This is a genomic window from Pseudomonas sp. PA-7-1E (genome assembly GCF_021605325.1).
Lineage (GTDB): Bacteria > Pseudomonadota > Gammaproteobacteria > Pseudomonadales > Pseudomonadaceae > Aquipseudomonas > Aquipseudomonas fluorescens_BV.
Map to the genome: position 1 here is coordinate 18991 of NZ_WKFA01000009.1, position 16307 is coordinate 35297.

Genomic DNA, 16307 nt, shown 5'->3' on the forward strand with positions numbered 1-16307 from the left:
GGTTGTGAGCGCTCACGGTTTTCTCGCTGTCGAAACCGGCACGGGGTGGCGTAGATGTTCCTTCGCCGGAAAAACATCGGTAAGGTAGGGTCGTTAATTCAGACCCGCGAGGAGTAGTGATGAGCGAGGCGTTGTCCATCCACCATGACCAGGCTGGTCATCAGTTCGAGACCAATGTGGACGGTCATCGTGCCTACCTGACCTACATGGACCTCGGGAAGCAGACCCTGGATATCTATCGCACCTTCGTGCCCAACGCACTGCGGGGGCGAGGCATTGCGGCTGCGTTGACCGAGGAAGCCTTGAAGTTTGCCGAAGAGGCTGGCTACACGGTGATCCCCTCATGCTCCTATGTCGAACGCTATATGGAGCGCCACCAGCGCCATGCTGCGAAGCTGTAACTGACCAGTTGCCAATAAAAAACGCCGGGCTTGGCCCGGCGTTTTTGTGTGCGCGAAACAGGTATTGGCTCAGGTGCGTTTGCGCTGGGGCAACACGTCCTTGAGTTTGGCATGCATGCTGCGCAGGGTGGTTTCAGTGGCCGACCAGTCGATGCAGGCATCGGTGATCGACACGCCGTATTGCAAATCGGCCAAGTCTTTTGGAATCGCCTGGCAACCCCAGTTCAAATGGCTCTCGACCATCAAGCCGATGATCGACTGGTTGCCCTCCAGGATCTGGTTGGCGACGTTCTCCATCACCAACGGCTGCAACGCCGGGTCTTTGTTGGAGTTGGCGTGGCTGCAGTCAACCATGATGTTTGGCTTGATCTTGGCCTTGTTCAGTGCCTGTTCGCACAATGCGACGCTGACCGAGTCATAGTTGGGCTTGCCATTGCCGCCACGCAGCACCACGTGACCGTAGGCGTTGCCCTTGGTCGTCACGATGGACACGCCGCCTTCCTGGTTGATACCCAGGAAACGGTGAGGGCTGGAGACCGATTGCAGCGCATTGATCGCCACGGTCAGGCCGCCGTCGGTGCCGTTCTTGAAGCCTACGGCCGAGGACAGGCCGGACGCCATTTCACGGTGGGTCTGGGATTCGGTGGTACGTGCGCCGATGGCCGACCAGCTGATCAGGTCCTGCAGGTATTGCGGGGAGATCGGGTCGAGGGCTTCGGTTGCGGTGGGCAGGCCCATTTCAGCCAGGTCCAGCAGCAGCTTGCGACCGATGTGCAAGCCATCCTGGATTTTGAAGGAGTCGTCCAGGTATGGGTCGTTGATCAAGCCTTTCCAGCCGACGGTGGTACGCGGTTTCTCGAAATACACGCGCATGACCAGGTACAAGGTGTCGGACACCTCTGCCGCCAGCACCTTGAGGCGCTCGGCATATTCGTGGGCGGCCTTGAGGTCGTGGATAGAGCAGGGCCCGATCACCACGAACAGGCGGTGGTCGGTGCCGTCGAGAATGTCACGGATGACTTCGCGGCCCTTGGTGACGGTCTGCAGGGCAGCGTCGCTCAGGGGGATTTCGCGCTTGAGCTGATCGGGGGTGATCAGGGTCTCGTTGGATTCAACGTTAAGGTCATTGATCGGTAAATCAGCCATCGTGTTACTCGCCAGGGTCACGGGTGCCGGCCGCCAGCTATCCCCGTGCGGCGGGCACAGCATGATTTGAATGCAGGGGGGAGGAACCTTAGCGCGTAACACGGGCCCGCGACAATGGGCAAAGCCCGGTTTAATCCAGCGCTGGCTGCACAATCGCCTCATGGGAGAACTCGCCAGCATGGCGCGACACCCAGTCACGGGCCATGGCTTCAAGTTGCGCAGGCGTTGGCTCGGCATCTTCGTGCAGGCGGCAGTAACGCTCGATCTGGCACACTTGCTCACCCATTCGCGCACCGAACAAGGCGTGTTCATCGGTAAAGCAAATACCGATGCGATAGCCCTGTTCGACTTTGCGGCACCAGGCGACATAGCCCGGATAACGGGCGCTGGGCCCCAGGGAAGGGATATGCAGATCAACCGCCGTGCCGGCGCGCCAGGCACGTGGCCAATTGCAGGCGACGCCGCCGCGGCCGATAGTATGCAGGCGTTGGCGGGGCAGGGCGGGAGAGGGACGTTGGATCAACTCGACAGCGACATCATCAGGGTGAGGTAAAAAACGACCCATGTACACGGACTCCGAGCGCCGTCCAGTTGACGGCAATGGCAGCAGTATAGTGAAGGAACTGGAATTGACCGACCTGGATATTGACCAGCAATTGCTGGGATTGCCAGGTATTTCGCTGGTAGTGTTCACCAGTGTCGGTTGTGCCAGTTGCCGCTGGGCACGCCAGCAGTTGCCTGGCTGGCACTTGCCGGTGGACCGCGTGTGCTGGGTGGATGCCGGGCACAACGGCGGTGCGGTGGAACGCTACCAGATCTTTCATTTGCCGGCGTTGTTCTTGGTGTGCGAGGGTCAATTCCTTGGGCAATTACAGGCACGTCTTACAGCATCCGACCTCGCTGAATGCGTAAACCAGGCGCTCAATCGAATACCAGAGGATTTGCCATGACAGCAGTTGCAGCCCCGTCGCCACGCATTGGCATTATCGGTACCGGTGCCATTGGTGGTTACTACGGACTGATGCTGGCGCGTGCCGGCTTCGATGTGCATTTCCTGTTGCGCAGCGAATATGCCGCGGTGAGCAGGCATGGCCTGCACGTCAACAGTACGGTGCATGGGCAACTGCATCTGCATCCGGTGCAGGCCTATGCCAGCGCCGCCGACATGCCGCCGTGCGACTGGCTACTGGTGGGCACCAAGTCCACCGGCAATGTGGACTTGGCGCCAACCATCGCCCAGGTGGCGGCGCCGGACGCCAAAGTGGTGCTCTTGCAAAACGGCCTCGATGTGGAAGACAGCCTGCGTGAACACCTGCCGCCGTCGCTACATCTGTTGGGCGGCCTGTGCTACATCGGTGTGCACCGCTCGGCCCCCGGTGTGGTCGAGCATCAGGCGCTGGGCCGGGTCAACCTGGGCTATCACAGTGGCACGGCGGCCAACGATGAGGTGCGGCAACAGGCGATTGTCGAAGCCGGCGCCGGGCTGTTTCATCAAGCTGGCATCGAGTCCCAGGCCATGGCCAATGTGGATCTGGCGCGTTGGCACAAGCTGGTCTGGAACGTGCCGTTCAATGGCCTCTCTGTGTTGCTGGGTACGGGCACCACGGCCATGATGGCAGATGAGTCCAGCCGCGAGTTGATCCAGGCGCTGATGGCCGAGGTGGTGCAGGGCGCTCATGCCTGCGGGCATGAAATTCCTGCCAGTTACGCTGGGCAGATGTTCGCCATGACAGAAACCATGGACGACTACCTGCCCAGCATGTACCACGACCATCTGCACAAGCGGCCGCTGGAGCTGGCGGCCATCTACGCCCGCCCCTTGGCCGCTGCCAAAGCGGCCGGTTGCGAACTGCCACGCATGCAGGCGCTCTATCAGGCCTTGAGTTTTATTGATCGGCACAACCGCTGATTGGGGGGAACTACCATGGTGAAGGGATTGGCTGACAAACTGGTGCTGGCGATTTCCTCACGAGCGCTGTTCGACCTGAGTGACAGCCACAAGGTTTATCTGGCTGAAGGGGTCGAGGCTTACCGCAAATACCAGATCGAGCACGAGGAAGAAACCCTCGAGCCTGGCGATGCCTTCCCGCTGGTCAAGAAGCTGCTGAGCCTGAATGCCAGCCTGGGGCGTGCGCGGGTCGAGGTGGTGTTGGTGTCGCGCAACAGTGCCGATACCGGGCTGCGGGTGTTCAACTCGATCCAGCATTACGGCCTGGATATTTCCCGCGCCGCTTTTGTAGGCGGGCGTAGTCCCTATCCCTATTTGGCCGCCTTCGGTTGTCATCTGTTTCTCTCCACCCATGCTGAAGATGTGCGCAGTGCCCTCGATGCCGGGTTTGCGGCCGCGACGATTTTGTCCGGCGGCCCGCGCCGCGCTTCCAGCGAAGAGCTGCGCATCGCATTCGATGGCGATGCCGTGCTGTTCTCCGATGCGTCCGAGCGTGTCTACCAGGCCGGCGGGCTGGCAGCCTTCCAGGCCAGCGAGCGAGAGTCGGCGCGCCAGCCTTTGCACGGCGGTCCGTTCAAGGGCTTCCTGGCGGCACTGAACCTGTTGCAACGCGAGTTTGCCGATGAGGCCTGCCCGATCCGTACCGCATTGGTCACCGCACGTTCGGCACCGTCCCATGAACGCGTGATCCGCACGTTGCGCGAGTGGGATATCCGCCTGGACGAGTCGCTGTTCCTCGGTGGCCTGGAAAAATCCGCGTTTCTGGAAGCCTTTGCCGCCGATGTGTTTTTCGATGACCAGGCCGGCCATTGCGAGAAAGCCAGGGAGGTAGTGGCCACCGGGCACGTGCCCCATGGCATCAGCAATGAGTTGAGAATCCAGACCGAGAGCTAGCTGCTAAGCTCATTCAATTCCCGCCATCCTGGCAGTCCAGGAGGTTTTATGATTCGCTCGATGCTGTTTGCCACGGACCTCGGTCTGTATGCACCCTATGTGATGCAACATGCAGTGGCGCTGGCGCGAACGTTCAAGGCTGACCTGTATGTGATCCACGTGGTCGAGCCCATTGGCTTGTTCGCCGAATCGGTGTTGCAGAGCTACCTTGATGAAACCGCCTTGAGCGAATGGCAGAGCAAGGGGCTGAGCACGGTGATGGCGACGATTGAACAGCGCGTGCTGGACAGCTTTCGCGAGGAGTGGGAGGAAGGGGAACAGGACCTGCAATGGATTCGCTCGGTCAAGGTTATCCAGGGGGACCCTTGCGAGGTGATTCTCGACCAGTTGCGAAAACTGTCCGTCGACTTGCTGGTCGTAGGCAGTCATAGCCAGGCAACCGGCGTGGCCGTCCCCCTTGGGCGTACCGCCGCACGGGTGTTGCAGTTGTCCCCGGTGCCGGTTTACCTGGTGCCGTCGCTGCAGCGTCGGCGCAGTGACGATAGTTGATCGGTAAAAACGATAAAAAGTTCTAGATTTATCCGTTAAACCTTTAATATAGTTATATACCGTCGCTGATACCCGTGGCGTCTATCTGCTTTGAGGGATTCATATGAAGCTTCAACAACTGCGCTACATCTGGGAAGTGGCGCACCACGACCTCAACGTTTCCGCTACCGCTCAAAGCCTCTATACCTCGCAGCCTGGTATCAGCAAGCAGATCCGCCTGCTCGAAGACGAGTTGGGCGTCGAAGTCTTCGCACGCAGCGGCAAACACTTGACCCGCGTCACTCCAGCTGGCGAGCGCATCATCACCACCGCCGGCGAGATCCTGCGTAAAGTCGAAAGCATCAAGCAGATCGCCCAGGAGTTCTCCAACGAGAAGAAAGGCACCTTGTCGATCGCCACCACTCACACCCAGGCGCGCTATGCATTGCCGCCGGTGATCCGTGATTTCATCAAGCAATACCCGGACGTAGCGCTGCACATGCACCAGGGGTCGCCGATGCAGATTGCCGAAATGGCCGCTGACGGCACCGTCGATTTTGCCATCGCCACCGAGGCCCTGGAATTGTTCGGCGACCTGGTAATGATGCCCTGCTACCGTTGGAACCGCTGCGTGGTTGTGCCCCAGGGGCACCCTTTGGCCAAGCTGCCGAAGCTGACCCTGGAAGCCTTGGCTGAATACCCGATCGTGACCTACGTGTTCGGCTTTACCGGCCGTTCCAAGCTCGACGAAGCGTTCAGCCATCGCGGCCTCACGCCCAAGGTGGTGTTCACCGCTGCCGATGCCGACGTGATCAAGACCTATGTTCGCCTGGGCCTGGGCGTCGGGATCGTCGCCAAGATGGCGGTCGACACCAACCTGGACAAAGACCTGGTGGTGCTGGATGCCAGCGAATTGTTCGAGTCCAGCGTGACCAAGATCGGTTTCCGTCGCGGTACCTTCCTGCGCGGCTTCATGTGCGACTTCATCGAGAAGTTCGCACCGCACCTGACCCGTGAAGTGATGGCCAAGGCGATCCAGTGCCACAACAAGCAAGAGCTGGAAGAGTTGTTCGACGGCGTTGAATTGCCCGTCCACTGACCGCGATGACCCTGTAGGAGCGAGCTTGCTCGCGAAGATCGCCAACGTTAACGCGGGGCGCCAGGTAGCATGCAGCGCCCTTGCGTTTCTTCGCGAGCAAGCTCGCTCCTACAGGGGTGTAGGTTATCTGGCCTCGGTAACCGTAAAGTGCTGCCGAGCGCCGGCCACCAGAATCTCCACCTCTTCATCGATACGCTTGCCCAGCAGGCCTTTGCCCAACGGCGAGCGCGGCGTGATGACGGTCACCGGTTGCCCGACCACATCCACTTTCAAACCCGCTGCATCCGGCGCCAGGAACAGCCATTGCTGGCGACCGTCCTCGTCTTCCAGGCCCACCAGCGTGCCTATCTCTATCCCGCGTCGATCATCGTATGCACGTAGCTGCAGTTGCTGGCACAGTACCAGCGATTGCTTGATCTCCTCCACTCGCCGGGCCTGCCCGGTGGCCAGGTACGAAGCCTCCAGGCCGAGGGTGTCGTATTTGTTCTCGGCAATGTTTTCTTCGTGGGTCGCGGTTTCGTAGGCGGTCTGCGCGGCGCGTTGGACGATGTCGAGGTCGACGGTGAGCTTTTCCAGGATCAACTGGAGCACGGCGTGTTTATTCATGGCGGTATCTGGCATCAATCGCAGAATTGCAGGACATTGGCCCGCGTCTTTTCATTGGGGGCGTTCTGGTCTTGTTGCAGCCAGAACTGGCATTTGGGGTTGGACAGGTTACGCGCGTTGCTTCGGGCCTGGTCCAGGGCCTGTTGTTGTGCCTGTTTTTGCAGGTTCTGTTGGTACTGTTCGAACAGACGGTTCGGTGGCTGCGGCTCAACCATCGCCGGTTTGCCCAATTGCTGAACCGCCTGTGCCACCGGCGCCAGGCTCTGGGGGAACAGGTAGCGAGACGCCAGCCAGGTGGTCAGCGCAATGGCGATAAACCCTAGCCACACGCCTGCGGCAATCGCGATGCAGAGTTTGAGCAGCGATAACGGACGGTCAGACATAAGAGCCTCCTGGCAGGCATTGACGGCATGACGGTGATTGTCGCACAGCCTCCGTGCAGAATAATCGCGATCAAGCCTTCTGCATCCACGCATTTATGCGGACAATCGAACCTTTGATCGATGGAGCCCGGAATGAAAGCCCGCTGGGATATTTTTTGCAGTGTCGTCGACAACTACGGCGACATCGGCGTGACCTGGCGCCTGGCCCGGCAGTTGGTGGTGGAGCATGGCTGTGACGTGCGCTTGTGGGTCGATGACCTGCGGGCCTTCGAACGCATGTGCCCGGACATTGATGTGCAGGTGGGCCAGCAATGGCAAGAGGGCGTCGAAGTGTGTCACTGGCCGGCCGAATGGCCAGGCGCGCACCCGGCCGATGTGGTGATTGCTGCGTTCGCTTGCCAGCTACCGCCTCAGTACATGGACCGCATGGCCGAGTGTGAACGTGCGCCATTGTGGATGAACCTGGATTACCTCAGCGCTGAAGACTGGGTGGTGGGTTGTCATCGCTTGCCTTCGGTGAAGTACAAAGGCGTGCAGAAATACTTTTTCTTCCCCGGGTTTCGCCCTGGCACTGGCGGCCTGTTGCGTGAAGCCGGCTTGTTGGAGCGACGCCAGGCGTTTCAACAGGACGCCGCCGCGCAGCAACAGTTCCTGCAAAGCCTGGGCGTTGCTCCGACGGCCGGCGCGCGTTTGATGTCGCTGTTTGCCTATGAGAATGACGGGTTGGCCGGCTGGCTGGACGTGCTGGCAGCCGATGGGCGTGGGACGCACTTGCTGGTGCCGGAAGGGCGCATTCTGGGGGATGTGCAACGCTGGCTGGGGGTGAGCAGTTTGTCGGCGGGAGACATTCAGGTGCGCGGCGCGCTGACCGTTCAGGTCATTGCATTCGTGCGTCAGGAGCAATATGACCGATTGCTATGGTGCTGCGAATTCAACGCCGTACGGGGCGAAGACTCGTTCGTGCGTGCCCAGTGGGCGGGGAGGCCAATGCTATGGCACATCTACCGCCAGGACGAAGACATCCACCTGGACAAGCTCGATGCCTTCCTGGAACTGTACACTGCCGCACTTTCACCGGCCGCCAAGGCTGCCGTCTTCACGCTTTGGCAAGCCTGGAACGCTGATGGCGATATGGCTCAGTCCTGGAAAATGCTGCTGGAACACTGGCCCGAGCTCACCCAGCACGCTGAGAAGTGGTGTCTGGAACAAGGCTTGCAGGCCGATCTTGCGACGGCGCTGGTACAGTTTTATGAAAGTTGGATATGATACGCCACCTTGATTTTTGTCAATCCCATCCAAATTTCGGATATACGCAATGAAAACTGGTAAAGAACTGAAACCCGGTACAGTGATCCGTCTCGAAAACGACCCTTGGCTGGTTCAGAAAGCTGAGTTCACCAAGTCTGGTCGTAACAGCGCAATCATGAAGACCAAGCTGAAGAACCTGCTGACCGGTTACAAGACCGAGATCGTCTACAGCGCCGATGACAAACTGGACGACGTAATCCTCGACCGCAAAGAAGCGACCCTGTCCTTCATCAGCGGCGACACCTACACGTTCATGGACACTACCGACTACACCATGTACGAGCTGAACGCTGAAGATATCGAAGCCGTTCTGCCGTTCATCGAAGAAGGCATGGAAGACGTCTGCGAAGCTATCTTCTTCGAAGATCGCCTGGTTTCCGTAGAGCTGCCGACCACCATCGTGCGTCAGGTTGACTACACCGAAGGTTCCGCTCGCGGTGACACTTCCGGCAAGGTGATGAAGCCTGCCAAACTGAAGAACGGTACCGAGCTGAGCGTTGCAGACTTCATCGAAATCGGCGACATGATCGAGATCGACACCCGTGAAGGTGGTTCGTACAAAGGTCGCGCCAAGAAGTAATTCTGGCCCCGGCGATACGAAAAAAGCCCGACTTTGAGTCGGGCTTTTTCATGGGCGTCTGTTTTTCAGACCGTTACATGCAAGCGCACATCAACGTTGCCACGGGTGGCGTTGGAGTACGGGCAGACCTGGTGCGCGGCGTCGACCAGGCTTTGCGCGTCATCTTGGGCCAGGCCCGGCAGGCTGACATGCAGGTCGATATCCAGGCCGAAGCCGCCAGGGATCTGGCCGATGCCAACGTGGGCGGTGATCGAAGCGTCATCCGGGATTTTGCGTTTGGTCTGGCTGGCAACGAATTTCAGTGCGCCGATAAAGCAGGCGGAGTAGCCGGCAGCAAACAATTGCTCGGGGTTAGTGGCCTGGCCACCGGCGCCACCCAACTCCTTGGGAGTCGACAGTTTGACGTCGAGGATATTGTCGCTGGAAACGGCGCGACCATCACGGCCGCCAGTGGCGGTGGCTACTGCGGTATAGAGCGTTTGCATGGGGCGTTCCTCTGTATGTTTAGCGCTAAACATTTGCGCGCTAAGTAGTTGGTGAGGTAAATGTATAGCGCTAATGTTTAGTGCGCAAGTTAATTTTTCAGTTTTTTGGCTGATTGAAAAAATTGAGGGCACCGCAGAGCAAAAAGTGGGAGCTGGCTTGCCTGCGATTGCGGTGTGTCAGTCAATGCATTGTTGACTGATGTACCGCAATCCCAGCATAGGTATCTACATAACTCTGTTAGCTCAACGGTAACCACGATGCGAAGCGAGCCGCTCTTTATCTTGATCTGCTTTTGATCTTAGGCGCCCCGTTAAACCACGCTGGCGGATTACAGGCACACCGAGCCTGGGCGAGGTGCCGAGTGGTGGGGCAAGAGCGTTTTGCTTACTTTTGTCTGGGCCGGCATTCCGGCTTTTCAAAAGTGAGCCGCTGTAAAAGCGGAACCCTAAGTGGCCGTTACCGCAGGAATGGATATGTACACGGTCCAACTGTGTTGACTGTCAGGCCGTCTTCGCAGGCAAGCCAGCTCCCACATTGGATCGCGGGGCATCAGTTATATCTGTGTCGGCTGCCAGGCCGTCACGGGAGCAAGCTCCCTCGCCACAGATTTAGCGTCGTGCCGAAGTTGTGTAGATACCTATGGCCATCGCAGGCAAACCAGCTCCCACTTTTTAGGTGTGTGTTGCGTCAGAGGCTGGTTTGCAGATTGGCGCGCAACGCGATCAGGTCTCCTTGCAGCTTGCGCAATTGCTCCAGCGCCATCCCGCTGGCGCCCAGGATGCATTGCGGAACATCCTTGGCCTTCTCCTGCAAGGCGCGCCCGGTGTCGGTCAGTTCCACGACTACCACTCGTTCATCTTCGCGGCTGCGGGTACGGTTGAGCAGGCCCTCGGCTTCCAGGCGCTTGAGCAGTGGCGTCATGGAGCCTGGGTCCGTCAGCAGGCGGCTGCTGATTTCGCTGACGGTCAATTCATCCTCTTCCCACAGCACCATCATGGCCAGGTATTGCGGGTAGGTCAGGCCGATGGCTTGGAGCAGCGGCTTGTAGACCTTGGTCATCAGCAATGAAGTAGAGTGCAGGGCGAAGCACAGCTGGTTGTCCAGCAACAGCGATTCGCAAGGATCAGGGTTTTTGCTCATGGTGGCGTCTCGAAAAAGCATGTCTGGCCTGGAATCTAGCGGGCAAATCTTTAATGCGCCAGGTAATTCTTGCCGGAGGCGTCAGACCAAGCCACTTTGCAATGCCTGATCCCAGGGCGGCACCGGGCTGAAACGGGATTTGAGATATTCAAGCAACAATCGGCTGCGCGCATTGGGCTGTTGCTCCAGGCGCAGCGCATAAATGCCGGCGGTTTCCGGGCTCGGCAAACCGTCTTCACAAAACAGCGGCAACAGTTCACCGCGTACCAGGTATTCACTGGCCAACCAGGTCGGCAGGTGAGCGATGCCCAGCCCGGCCAGTGCACCCGAAAGCAGGGCTTCGGCATTGTTGGCGCTCATGCGGATGCGCCGGGGGCGATAGGTGGTGCGACGCCCGTCCAGTTCGAAGCGCCAGGCGAACATTGGCGCCAGCCCGTCCCAGTCCAGGCCATCATGTTCGCTCAGCTCTCGAGGATGGGCCGGCGTGCCACGGCTTTTCAGGTACGCGGGGCTGGCGCAGGCGATACGCACAATGCTCGCCAACGGCGTAGCGACCAGCCGGGTATCGACAATATGCCCAGCGCGCAGAACCAGATCGACCTTGCCCAGATGCGCGCCCTGCATATCGACAAAGCTGTCGATCAAGTGCAGGTGCACGTCCAGTCCTGGGTACAGGTTTAAAAAGTCCGCAATGACCGGCGCCAGATGCCGGCGGCCGAATGCTGCGGGCGCATCGACCCGTATCAACCCCTCCGGCGCATGGCTCAGCGAGACCGCTTCAGCCCGCGCCAGCTGCAACTCGCTGACAATCCGTCGTGCCCGCTCGGCAAAGGCCAGGCCCGCCGAGGTGGGCACCACCGCATGGGTGCTGCGTTGGAACAGGCGGCTACCCACGGAGCTTTCCAGGCTGTCGATGCGCCGGGCCACGGCGGAAGGTGTCAGCGGATGGCGGCGTGCGGCGGCGGAAAAGCTGCCGGCTTCCAGCACATCCAGAAACAGGCTGAGTTGGTCGGTCAAGGTGTTGGGGTTCATGGCTCGACGCTTATGCGAGATTGGCACAGCCATTGTGCGTTGCTGTGCGTTTCCGCGCCAGAGCCGACTGCGTAGCATGCAAAGCTTGGAATTGCGGAGTAGCGAGCGGTGTGGGATCTAGTGATGTACTTGGCATTGGGTGCGGCGTTGGGCACCGTGGGTGGGCTGTTTGGCATCGGCGGCGGGCTGATTGCTATCCCGGTACTCGGCGTGTTGTTCGGGCTGGATCAGCAAATTGCCCAGGGCACCGCTTTGGTCATGGTCGTGCCGAACGTGATGCTCGCCCTGTGGCGCTATCACCAACGTAACCGCATCGAGTTGCGTCACGCCTTACCCTTGGGTGTGACCGGCTTTTGCTTTGCCTGGCTGGGATCGATCTGGGCGGTGGGGCTGGATGCGGGCGCCATGCGCATTGGTTTTATTGCGTTCTTGGTGGCGCTGTCTGCCTACAACCTGCTGCGCATGTTTACCCGCAACGCGCCGCCCACCACGCAAATGCGTTATTCCTGGCCCTGGCTTGGCGTCTTGGGCGCGGTATCCGGCTCCATGGGCGGGCTGTTCGGGGTCGGCGGCGCGGTGGTGGCCACACCGGTACTCACCAGTGTGTTCGGCACTACTCAAGTGGTTGCCCAAGGGTTGTCGTTGGCCTTGGCGTTGCCCAGTACCGGTGTGACCCTGGTCACCTATGCCTGGCACCACGAGGTGGACTGGATGATCGGCCTACCGCTGGCGGTGGGTGGCCTGCTGAGTATCAGTTGGGGCGTGAAAGTGGCTCATGCCTTGCCGGAGCGCCTGTTGCGCGGCCTGTTCTGTGGCTTTTTGGTGGTGTGCGCGGTGATGCTTACCTTTAAAGTTTGAAGCCTTCGACGATGTAGTCCGCCAGGCACTCGGTGATCGGCGAGGTCATCTGCGGGTTACGCAGCAAGCGCAGGTTCATCGACGGCAAAGTCGGGAAGCCTTCGTCGCTGCCGAGCACTCGCAGGTCGTCGGTGACCAGGCTTTCCATGCTGACCATCGCCGCCAGGCCCGCACTCACCACCGCCAGGATCGCTGCTCCGTTAGAGCTGTGATAGGCCAGGCGATAATCTCGCCCGGCCGCGTCCAATGCCGCACGTGCCCAATGGGTGTACAGGCACTCGTCGCCGGACACCGCCAGAGGCAGGGCATCGTGCTCCTCCACACAAAAGCACGGTGATGCTGCCCATACCATGCGTTCGGTACGCAACAACTCACCCAGATCATTGCCGGGCTCGCGGCTGATTACGGTCAGCGCCAAGTCCCGCCGTTGCATCAATACGGTCGATGCTTCGCAGTGCATTTCGATTTGAATCAGTGGGTAGGCTTTGGAGAACTGTTTCAGGATCCCTGGCAGAAAGCGCATCACATAGTCATCCGGCGTGCCGATGCGCACCAATCCCACCATATGCGGCTCGCGCAGGGTATTGAACACTTCACTGTGCAATTTCAGGATGCGCCGCGCATAACCCAGCAGCACCTGGCCTTCGGGCGTGAGCCGTACCTGCCGGCCATCGCGCTCGAACAGTTTGCGCTGCAACACGTCTTCTTCCAGACGCTTCATCTGCATGCTAACCGCCGATTGAGTGCGATTGACCGTCTCGCCGGCACGGGTGAAACCGCCCTGGTCGGCAATGGCGACGAAGGTGCGCAGCACGTCTGTGTCGATGCTGGGATAGGCGGACAATTGATCAATCTCTGAGATGTAATGCATAAGAAACATTCGTTGGATTGATCATAATGCCAAGCACACACTGTCGTCATCCCCACTGGAGGGCGAGAAGATGAAAGGTCAAAAAGGTTTCATATCGACGGATAACTGGCTGTTTGCTGGGCTTTTTCACACATTCGCGCGTTGGCAGCTGTTGCATCAGGAGCGGCAGATGCTGGCGACCCTGAGCGATGACGCACTCAAGGACATCGGACTCAATCGCGCCGACGTCGAGCAGGAAAGCCATCGGCATTTCTGGGAAGATCCGCTGCGAAAATAAGCCCGGATGCAGTAGGGTAGGGGGCGAGGTTCTATGGAGATTGCCATGCCCGCCGACCTGTGTATTTCACTCAAGCAAGCTCGACGCATGGCGCTGGCTGCCCAAGGGTTTTCCGGGCGCCAGGCGCCTGCACAGATAAAGGCCACGCACCTCAACCGCTTGATCGAACGCCTGGGCGTTTTACAGATCGACTCGGTCAATGCGCTGGTGCGTTCCCACTACCTGCCCGTGTTTTCCCGCCTTGGTTCTTATTCCCCATCGATTCTTGAGCAGGCGGCCTGGAGCCAGGGGCGGCGGCGTTCTCTGTTTGAATACTGGGGGCATGAGGCGTCACTGCTGCCCTTGGCGCTGTACCCGTTGATGGGTTGGCGCATGGAGCGCGCCCGGCAAGGGCAGGGGATCTATTCGCAGATGGCACGTTTTGGCCGTGAGCAACAGGCGACGATTCAGCGCGTGTTGCGCACCGTCGAACAGCAGGGCGCCGTGGGGGCGGGTAGCTTGTCGACCCGCGAGGAGCGTGCCGGTCCCTGGTGGGATTGGAGTGATGAAAAGCACGCGCTGGAATGGCTCTTCGCCGCTGGCCTGGTCACGGTTGCCGGTCGTCGAGGGTTTGAGCGGCTTTATGATCTGCCCGAGCGTGTTATTCCCGCAGAGGTGCTCAGGGTCTCCATGAGTGAAGGTGAAGCGCAGCGTGGCTTGCTGTTGCACAGTGCGACTGCATTGGGTGTCGCCACTGAAAAAGACCTGCGCGATTATTTTCGCCTCGACCCCGCCGACAGCCGCAACCGCTTGGCCGAGCTGGTTGAGGATGGGCAACTGCTGGCGTGCCAGGTGCGGGGCTGGAAACAACCAGCGTATTGCCTGGCGGCGCCCAAACTGCCGCGCAACGTGCCGGCCAGTGCATTGTTGTCGCCGTTCGATTCGCTGATATGGGAGCGCAGCCGCACCGAGCGCTTGTTCGACTTTCGCTATCGCCTGGAGATCTACACTCCGCAAGAAAGACGCGTGTACGGCTATTACGTCCTGCCGTTTCTCCACAACGAACGCATTGCCGCACGCGTCGACCTGCGGGCCGAGCGTGCCCATGAGCGCCTGGCCGTGCATGCCGTGCACGAGGAAGAACCTGGGCTGGATGAGGAAGGTATGTTGGCGCTGGCCTTGAACCTGCGAAAGATGGCCGACTGGCTAGGGCTGGAACAGATCCAGCTCAATTGCCAGCGGCCCAGTGCTGCCCGGTTGAGGGCTGCGATGCTGAACCGGGATGTCAGCCTTTAAGGCCCCTATCGCGGGCAAGCCCGGCTCCCACAGAGAAACGCGTTCAAATGTGGGAGCCGGGCTTACCCGCGATGGCGTCATCCCCGTCGATAAAACGTCAGCGCTTTACCTGTTTCAAGGTCTCGGCAATCAGGAACGCCAACTCCAGCGACTGATCGGCATTCATCCGTGGGTCGCAATGGGTGTGGTAGCGGTCTGACAGGCCATCTTCGGTGATCGGTCGTGCGCCGCCGATGCATTCGGTGACGTTCTGCCCGGTCATCTCGATATGGATCCCGCCGGCATAGCTGCCTTCTGCCTGGTGCACCTGGAAGAAATCCTTCACTTCGCCAAGGATCTGCGCAAAGTCGCGGGTCTTGTAGCCACTGCTGGCCTTGATGGTATTGCCGTGCATTGGGTCGCAACTCCACAGCACCTGCTTGCCCTCGCGCTGCACGGCACGGATCAGGTTGGGCAAATGGTCGCCGACCTTGCCTGCACCCATACGGGCAATGAGGTTGAGGCGGCCGGGGTCGTTATCCGGGTTGAGGATGTCGATCAGGCGGATCAGGTCCTCCGGGTTCATGCTCGGTCCGACTTTCACGCCGATCGGGTTGTTCACCCCGCGCAGGAACTCGACATGGGCGCCGTCCAACTGACGGGTACGGTCGCCGATCCACAGCATATGCGCCGAGCAGTCGTAGTAATCGTTGGTCAGGCTGTCGCGGCGTACGAAGGCTTGTTCATAGTTGAGCAGCAACGCTTCGTGGGCGGTGAAGAAGCTGGTTTCGCGCAATTGCGGCGAGCTGTCCATGCCACAGGCGCGCATGAAGGCCAGGGTTTCGTCGATGCGGTCGGCCAGTTGGCTGTACTTTTCGGCGAGGGCGGAGTTGGCGATGAAATCCAGGTTCCATTTGTGCACTTGGTGCAGGTCGGCAAAACCGCCCTGGGCAAAGGCGCGCAGCAGGTTGAGGGTGGCGGTGGACTGGTGGTAGGACTGCAACAGGCGGTCCGGGTCTGGCACGCGGCTTTTTTCGTCGAAGCCGATGCCGTTGACGATATCGCCACGGTAGGCGGGCAGGGTGATGCCGTCGATGGTTTCATCGTTGGCCGAACGTGGCTTCGCGAACTGGCCGGCCATGCGCCCGACTTTCACCACCGGGCAACCGGCGGCGAAGGTCATGACAATGGCCATCTGCAGCAGCACCTTGAAGGTGTCGCGGATCTTCGCGGCGGAAAACTCGGCGAAGCTCTCGGCGCAATCGCCACCTTGCAGCAGGAAGGCACGACCCTGGGTCACTTCGGCAAACTGACGGCGCAATTCGCGGGCTTCGCCGGCAAACACCAGGGGCGGGTAGCTCGCCAGGCTCTGCTCCACTTGCTCCAAGTGCGCGGCGTCCGGGTATCGGGGTTGCTGCTGGATCGGCAGGGCTCGCCAGCTATCGGGACTCCAGGGGTGGCTCATCATGAACTCGTTTGCAGGTGGATGTTAGGGC

20 protein-coding genes are annotated in these 16307 nt (G+C 59.9%); 11 read left to right on the forward strand and 9 right to left on the reverse strand.

The genetic code is table 11. From position 1 onward, the window contains the following. Positions 1-119 precede the first annotated feature (119 nt). Positions 120-401, forward strand: a complete 282-nt coding sequence (locus GIW79_RS08210; protein ID WP_003189869.1) for a GNAT family N-acetyltransferase — start codon at positions 120-122, stop codon at positions 399-401. A 69-nt stretch (positions 402-470) separates the two neighbouring features. Here GIW79_RS08210 and GIW79_RS08215 read toward each other — a convergent pair whose 3' ends face one another. Continuing rightward, entirely contained in the window at positions 471-1547 is a 1077-nt protein-coding gene (locus tag GIW79_RS08215) for a 3-deoxy-7-phosphoheptulonate synthase (RefSeq protein ID WP_003189871.1), read from the reverse strand. Positions 1548-1677: 130 nt separating this feature from the next. Next, positions 1678-2112 (reverse strand): hypothetical protein, encoded by a 435-nt coding sequence (locus GIW79_RS08220; protein WP_057976648.1) that lies wholly within the window; start codon positions 2110-2112, stop codon positions 1678-1680. On the opposite strand from GIW79_RS08220, the gene GIW79_RS08225 reads away from it, so the two are divergent. The 5 genes from GIW79_RS08225 to cysB all read left to right on the forward strand — a co-directional run bounded on the left by GIW79_RS08225 (position 2111) and on the right by cysB (position 6016). Then, complete coding sequence (locus tag GIW79_RS08225; protein WP_034126730.1) at positions 2111-2497, forward strand: hypothetical protein; 387 nt, start codon at positions 2111-2113, stop codon at positions 2495-2497. The two genes, GIW79_RS08220 and GIW79_RS08225, sit on opposite strands and share 2 nt — an antisense overlap. Beyond that, positions 2494-3456, forward strand: a complete 963-nt coding sequence (locus GIW79_RS08230; RefSeq protein WP_236453386.1) for a putative 2-dehydropantoate 2-reductase — start codon at positions 2494-2496, stop codon at positions 3454-3456. Before GIW79_RS08225 ends, GIW79_RS08230 begins: the two co-directional genes overlap by 4 nt. Positions 3457-3471: 15 nt before the next feature. After that, positions 3472-4389 (forward strand): 5'-nucleotidase, encoded by a 918-nt coding sequence (locus tag GIW79_RS08235; RefSeq protein WP_198790752.1) that lies wholly within the window; start codon positions 3472-3474, stop codon positions 4387-4389. A 48-nt stretch (positions 4390-4437) separates the two neighbouring features. Further along, positions 4438-4938: a universal stress protein gene (locus tag GIW79_RS08240; protein WP_034126733.1), complete on the forward strand. Its 501-nt coding sequence runs from the start codon at positions 4438-4440 to the stop codon at positions 4936-4938. A gap of 103 nt (positions 4939-5041) precedes the next feature. Further along, positions 5042-6016, forward strand: coding sequence for an HTH-type transcriptional regulator CysB (gene cysB / locus GIW79_RS08245; RefSeq protein ID WP_003189876.1), 975 nt, complete (start codon positions 5042-5044; stop codon positions 6014-6016). A 123-nt stretch (positions 6017-6139) separates the two neighbouring features. Here the strand turns inward: cysB and GIW79_RS08250 are convergent, their stop codons facing one another. Together GIW79_RS08250 and GIW79_RS08255 are read right to left on the reverse strand one after the other, a co-directional pair. After that, positions 6140-6622, reverse strand: coding sequence for a GreA/GreB family elongation factor (locus GIW79_RS08250; RefSeq protein ID WP_034127037.1), 483 nt, complete (start codon positions 6620-6622; stop codon positions 6140-6142). A gap of 14 nt (positions 6623-6636) precedes the next feature. Then, complete coding sequence (locus tag GIW79_RS08255; protein ID WP_054920156.1) at positions 6637-7005, reverse strand: hypothetical protein; 369 nt, start codon at positions 7003-7005, stop codon at positions 6637-6639. A 132-nt stretch (positions 7006-7137) separates the two neighbouring features. On the opposite strand from GIW79_RS08255, the gene earP reads away from it, so the two are divergent. After that, entirely contained in the window at positions 7138-8271 is a 1134-nt protein-coding gene (gene earP / locus GIW79_RS08260; RefSeq protein ID WP_236453383.1) for an elongation factor P maturation arginine rhamnosyltransferase EarP, read from the forward strand. 49 nt (positions 8272-8320) lie between these two features. After that, positions 8321-8893, forward strand: a complete 573-nt coding sequence (locus tag GIW79_RS08265; protein ID WP_032892737.1) for an elongation factor P — start codon at positions 8321-8323, stop codon at positions 8891-8893. 65 nt (positions 8894-8958) lie between these two features. Here GIW79_RS08265 and GIW79_RS08270 read toward each other — a convergent pair whose 3' ends face one another. From GIW79_RS08270 to GIW79_RS08280, 3 genes are all read right to left on the reverse strand, one after another. Continuing rightward, positions 8959-9378, reverse strand: coding sequence for an organic hydroperoxide resistance protein (locus GIW79_RS08270; protein WP_034126737.1), 420 nt, complete (start codon positions 9376-9378; stop codon positions 8959-8961). Between the two features lie 688 nt (positions 9379-10066). After that, a complete protein-coding gene (locus GIW79_RS08275; protein WP_060764714.1) occupies positions 10067-10519 on the reverse strand; it encodes a MarR family winged helix-turn-helix transcriptional regulator in 453 nt (150 codons plus the stop codon). An 81-nt stretch (positions 10520-10600) separates the two neighbouring features. Next, positions 10601-11551 carry a LysR family transcriptional regulator gene (locus tag GIW79_RS08280; RefSeq protein ID WP_089042688.1) on the reverse strand — a complete coding sequence of 317 codons (951 nt, stop codon included), beginning with the start codon at positions 11549-11551 and terminating at the stop codon, positions 10601-10603. A 108-nt stretch (positions 11552-11659) separates the two neighbouring features. On the opposite strand from GIW79_RS08280, the gene GIW79_RS08285 reads away from it, so the two are divergent. Then, entirely contained in the window at positions 11660-12409 is a 750-nt protein-coding gene (locus tag GIW79_RS08285; RefSeq protein WP_236453380.1) for a sulfite exporter TauE/SafE family protein, read from the forward strand. On the opposite strand, the gene GIW79_RS08290 is transcribed toward GIW79_RS08285, so the two are convergent. Next, positions 12399-13280: a LysR family transcriptional regulator gene (locus GIW79_RS08290; protein WP_072448173.1), complete on the reverse strand. Its 882-nt coding sequence runs from the start codon at positions 13278-13280 to the stop codon at positions 12399-12401. The genes GIW79_RS08285 and GIW79_RS08290 overlap by 11 nt on opposite strands. Positions 13281-13350: 70 nt before the next feature. Here GIW79_RS08290 and GIW79_RS08295 point away from each other — a divergent pair, with 70 nt between their 5' ends. Beyond that, complete coding sequence (locus tag GIW79_RS08295) at positions 13351-13557, forward strand: DUF1127 domain-containing protein (RefSeq protein WP_236453377.1); 207 nt, start codon at positions 13351-13353, stop codon at positions 13555-13557. Positions 13558-13602: 45 nt separating this feature from the next. Continuing rightward, positions 13603-14832 (forward strand): winged helix-turn-helix domain-containing protein, encoded by a 1230-nt coding sequence (locus GIW79_RS08300; RefSeq protein ID WP_236453375.1) that lies wholly within the window; start codon positions 13603-13605, stop codon positions 14830-14832. 97 nt (positions 14833-14929) lie between these two features. Here GIW79_RS08300 and GIW79_RS08305 read toward each other — a convergent pair whose 3' ends face one another. After that, positions 14930-16276, reverse strand: coding sequence for a class II 3-deoxy-7-phosphoheptulonate synthase (locus tag GIW79_RS08305; RefSeq protein WP_054897897.1), 1347 nt, complete (start codon positions 16274-16276; stop codon positions 14930-14932). Between the last annotated feature and the right edge of the window lie 31 nt (positions 16277-16307).

Excerpts from the sequence above, each read along its gene's own strand:
- GIW79_RS08220 (WP_057976648.1), bottom strand. The coding sequence starts at position 2,112 with ATGGGTCGTTTTTTACCTCACCCTGATGATGTCGCTGTCGAGTTGATC.
- GIW79_RS08210 (WP_003189869.1), top strand. The coding sequence starts at position 120 with ATGAGCGAGGCGTTGTCCATCCACCATGACCAGGCTGGTCATCAGTTC.
- earP (WP_236453383.1), top strand. The coding sequence starts at position 7,138 with ATGAAAGCCCGCTGGGATATTTTTTGCAGTGTCGTCGACAACTACGGC.
- GIW79_RS08290 (WP_072448173.1), bottom strand. The coding sequence starts at position 13,280 with ATGCATTACATCTCAGAGATTGATCAATTGTCCGCCTATCCCAGCATC.
- GIW79_RS08265 (WP_032892737.1), top strand. The coding sequence starts at position 8,321 with ATGAAAACTGGTAAAGAACTGAAACCCGGTACAGTGATCCGTCTCGAA.
- GIW79_RS08305 (WP_054897897.1), bottom strand. The coding sequence starts at position 16,276 with ATGAGCCACCCCTGGAGTCCCGATAGCTGGCGAGCCCTGCCGATCCAG.
- GIW79_RS08215 (WP_003189871.1), bottom strand. The coding sequence starts at position 1,547 with ATGGCTGATTTACCGATCAATGACCTTAACGTTGAATCCAACGAGACC.
- GIW79_RS08295 (WP_236453377.1), top strand. The coding sequence starts at position 13,351 with ATGAAAGGTCAAAAAGGTTTCATATCGACGGATAACTGGCTGTTTGCT.
- GIW79_RS08275 (WP_060764714.1), bottom strand. The coding sequence starts at position 10,519 with ATGAGCAAAAACCCTGATCCTTGCGAATCGCTGTTGCTGGACAACCAG.
- GIW79_RS08225 (WP_034126730.1), top strand. The coding sequence starts at position 2,111 with ATGTACACGGACTCCGAGCGCCGTCCAGTTGACGGCAATGGCAGCAGT.
- cysB (WP_003189876.1), top strand. The coding sequence starts at position 5,042 with ATGAAGCTTCAACAACTGCGCTACATCTGGGAAGTGGCGCACCACGAC.
- GIW79_RS08255 (WP_054920156.1), bottom strand. The coding sequence starts at position 7,005 with ATGTCTGACCGTCCGTTATCGCTGCTCAAACTCTGCATCGCGATTGCC.
- GIW79_RS08300 (WP_236453375.1), top strand. The coding sequence starts at position 13,603 with ATGCCCGCCGACCTGTGTATTTCACTCAAGCAAGCTCGACGCATGGCG.
- GIW79_RS08280 (WP_089042688.1), bottom strand. The coding sequence starts at position 11,551 with ATGAACCCCAACACCTTGACCGACCAACTCAGCCTGTTTCTGGATGTG.
- GIW79_RS08240 (WP_034126733.1), top strand. The coding sequence starts at position 4,438 with ATGATTCGCTCGATGCTGTTTGCCACGGACCTCGGTCTGTATGCACCC.
- GIW79_RS08235 (WP_198790752.1), top strand. The coding sequence starts at position 3,472 with ATGGTGAAGGGATTGGCTGACAAACTGGTGCTGGCGATTTCCTCACGA.
- GIW79_RS08230 (WP_236453386.1), top strand. The coding sequence starts at position 2,494 with ATGACAGCAGTTGCAGCCCCGTCGCCACGCATTGGCATTATCGGTACC.
- GIW79_RS08270 (WP_034126737.1), bottom strand. The coding sequence starts at position 9,378 with ATGCAAACGCTCTATACCGCAGTAGCCACCGCCACTGGCGGCCGTGAT.
- GIW79_RS08250 (WP_034127037.1), bottom strand. The coding sequence starts at position 6,622 with ATGAATAAACACGCCGTGCTCCAGTTGATCCTGGAAAAGCTCACCGTC.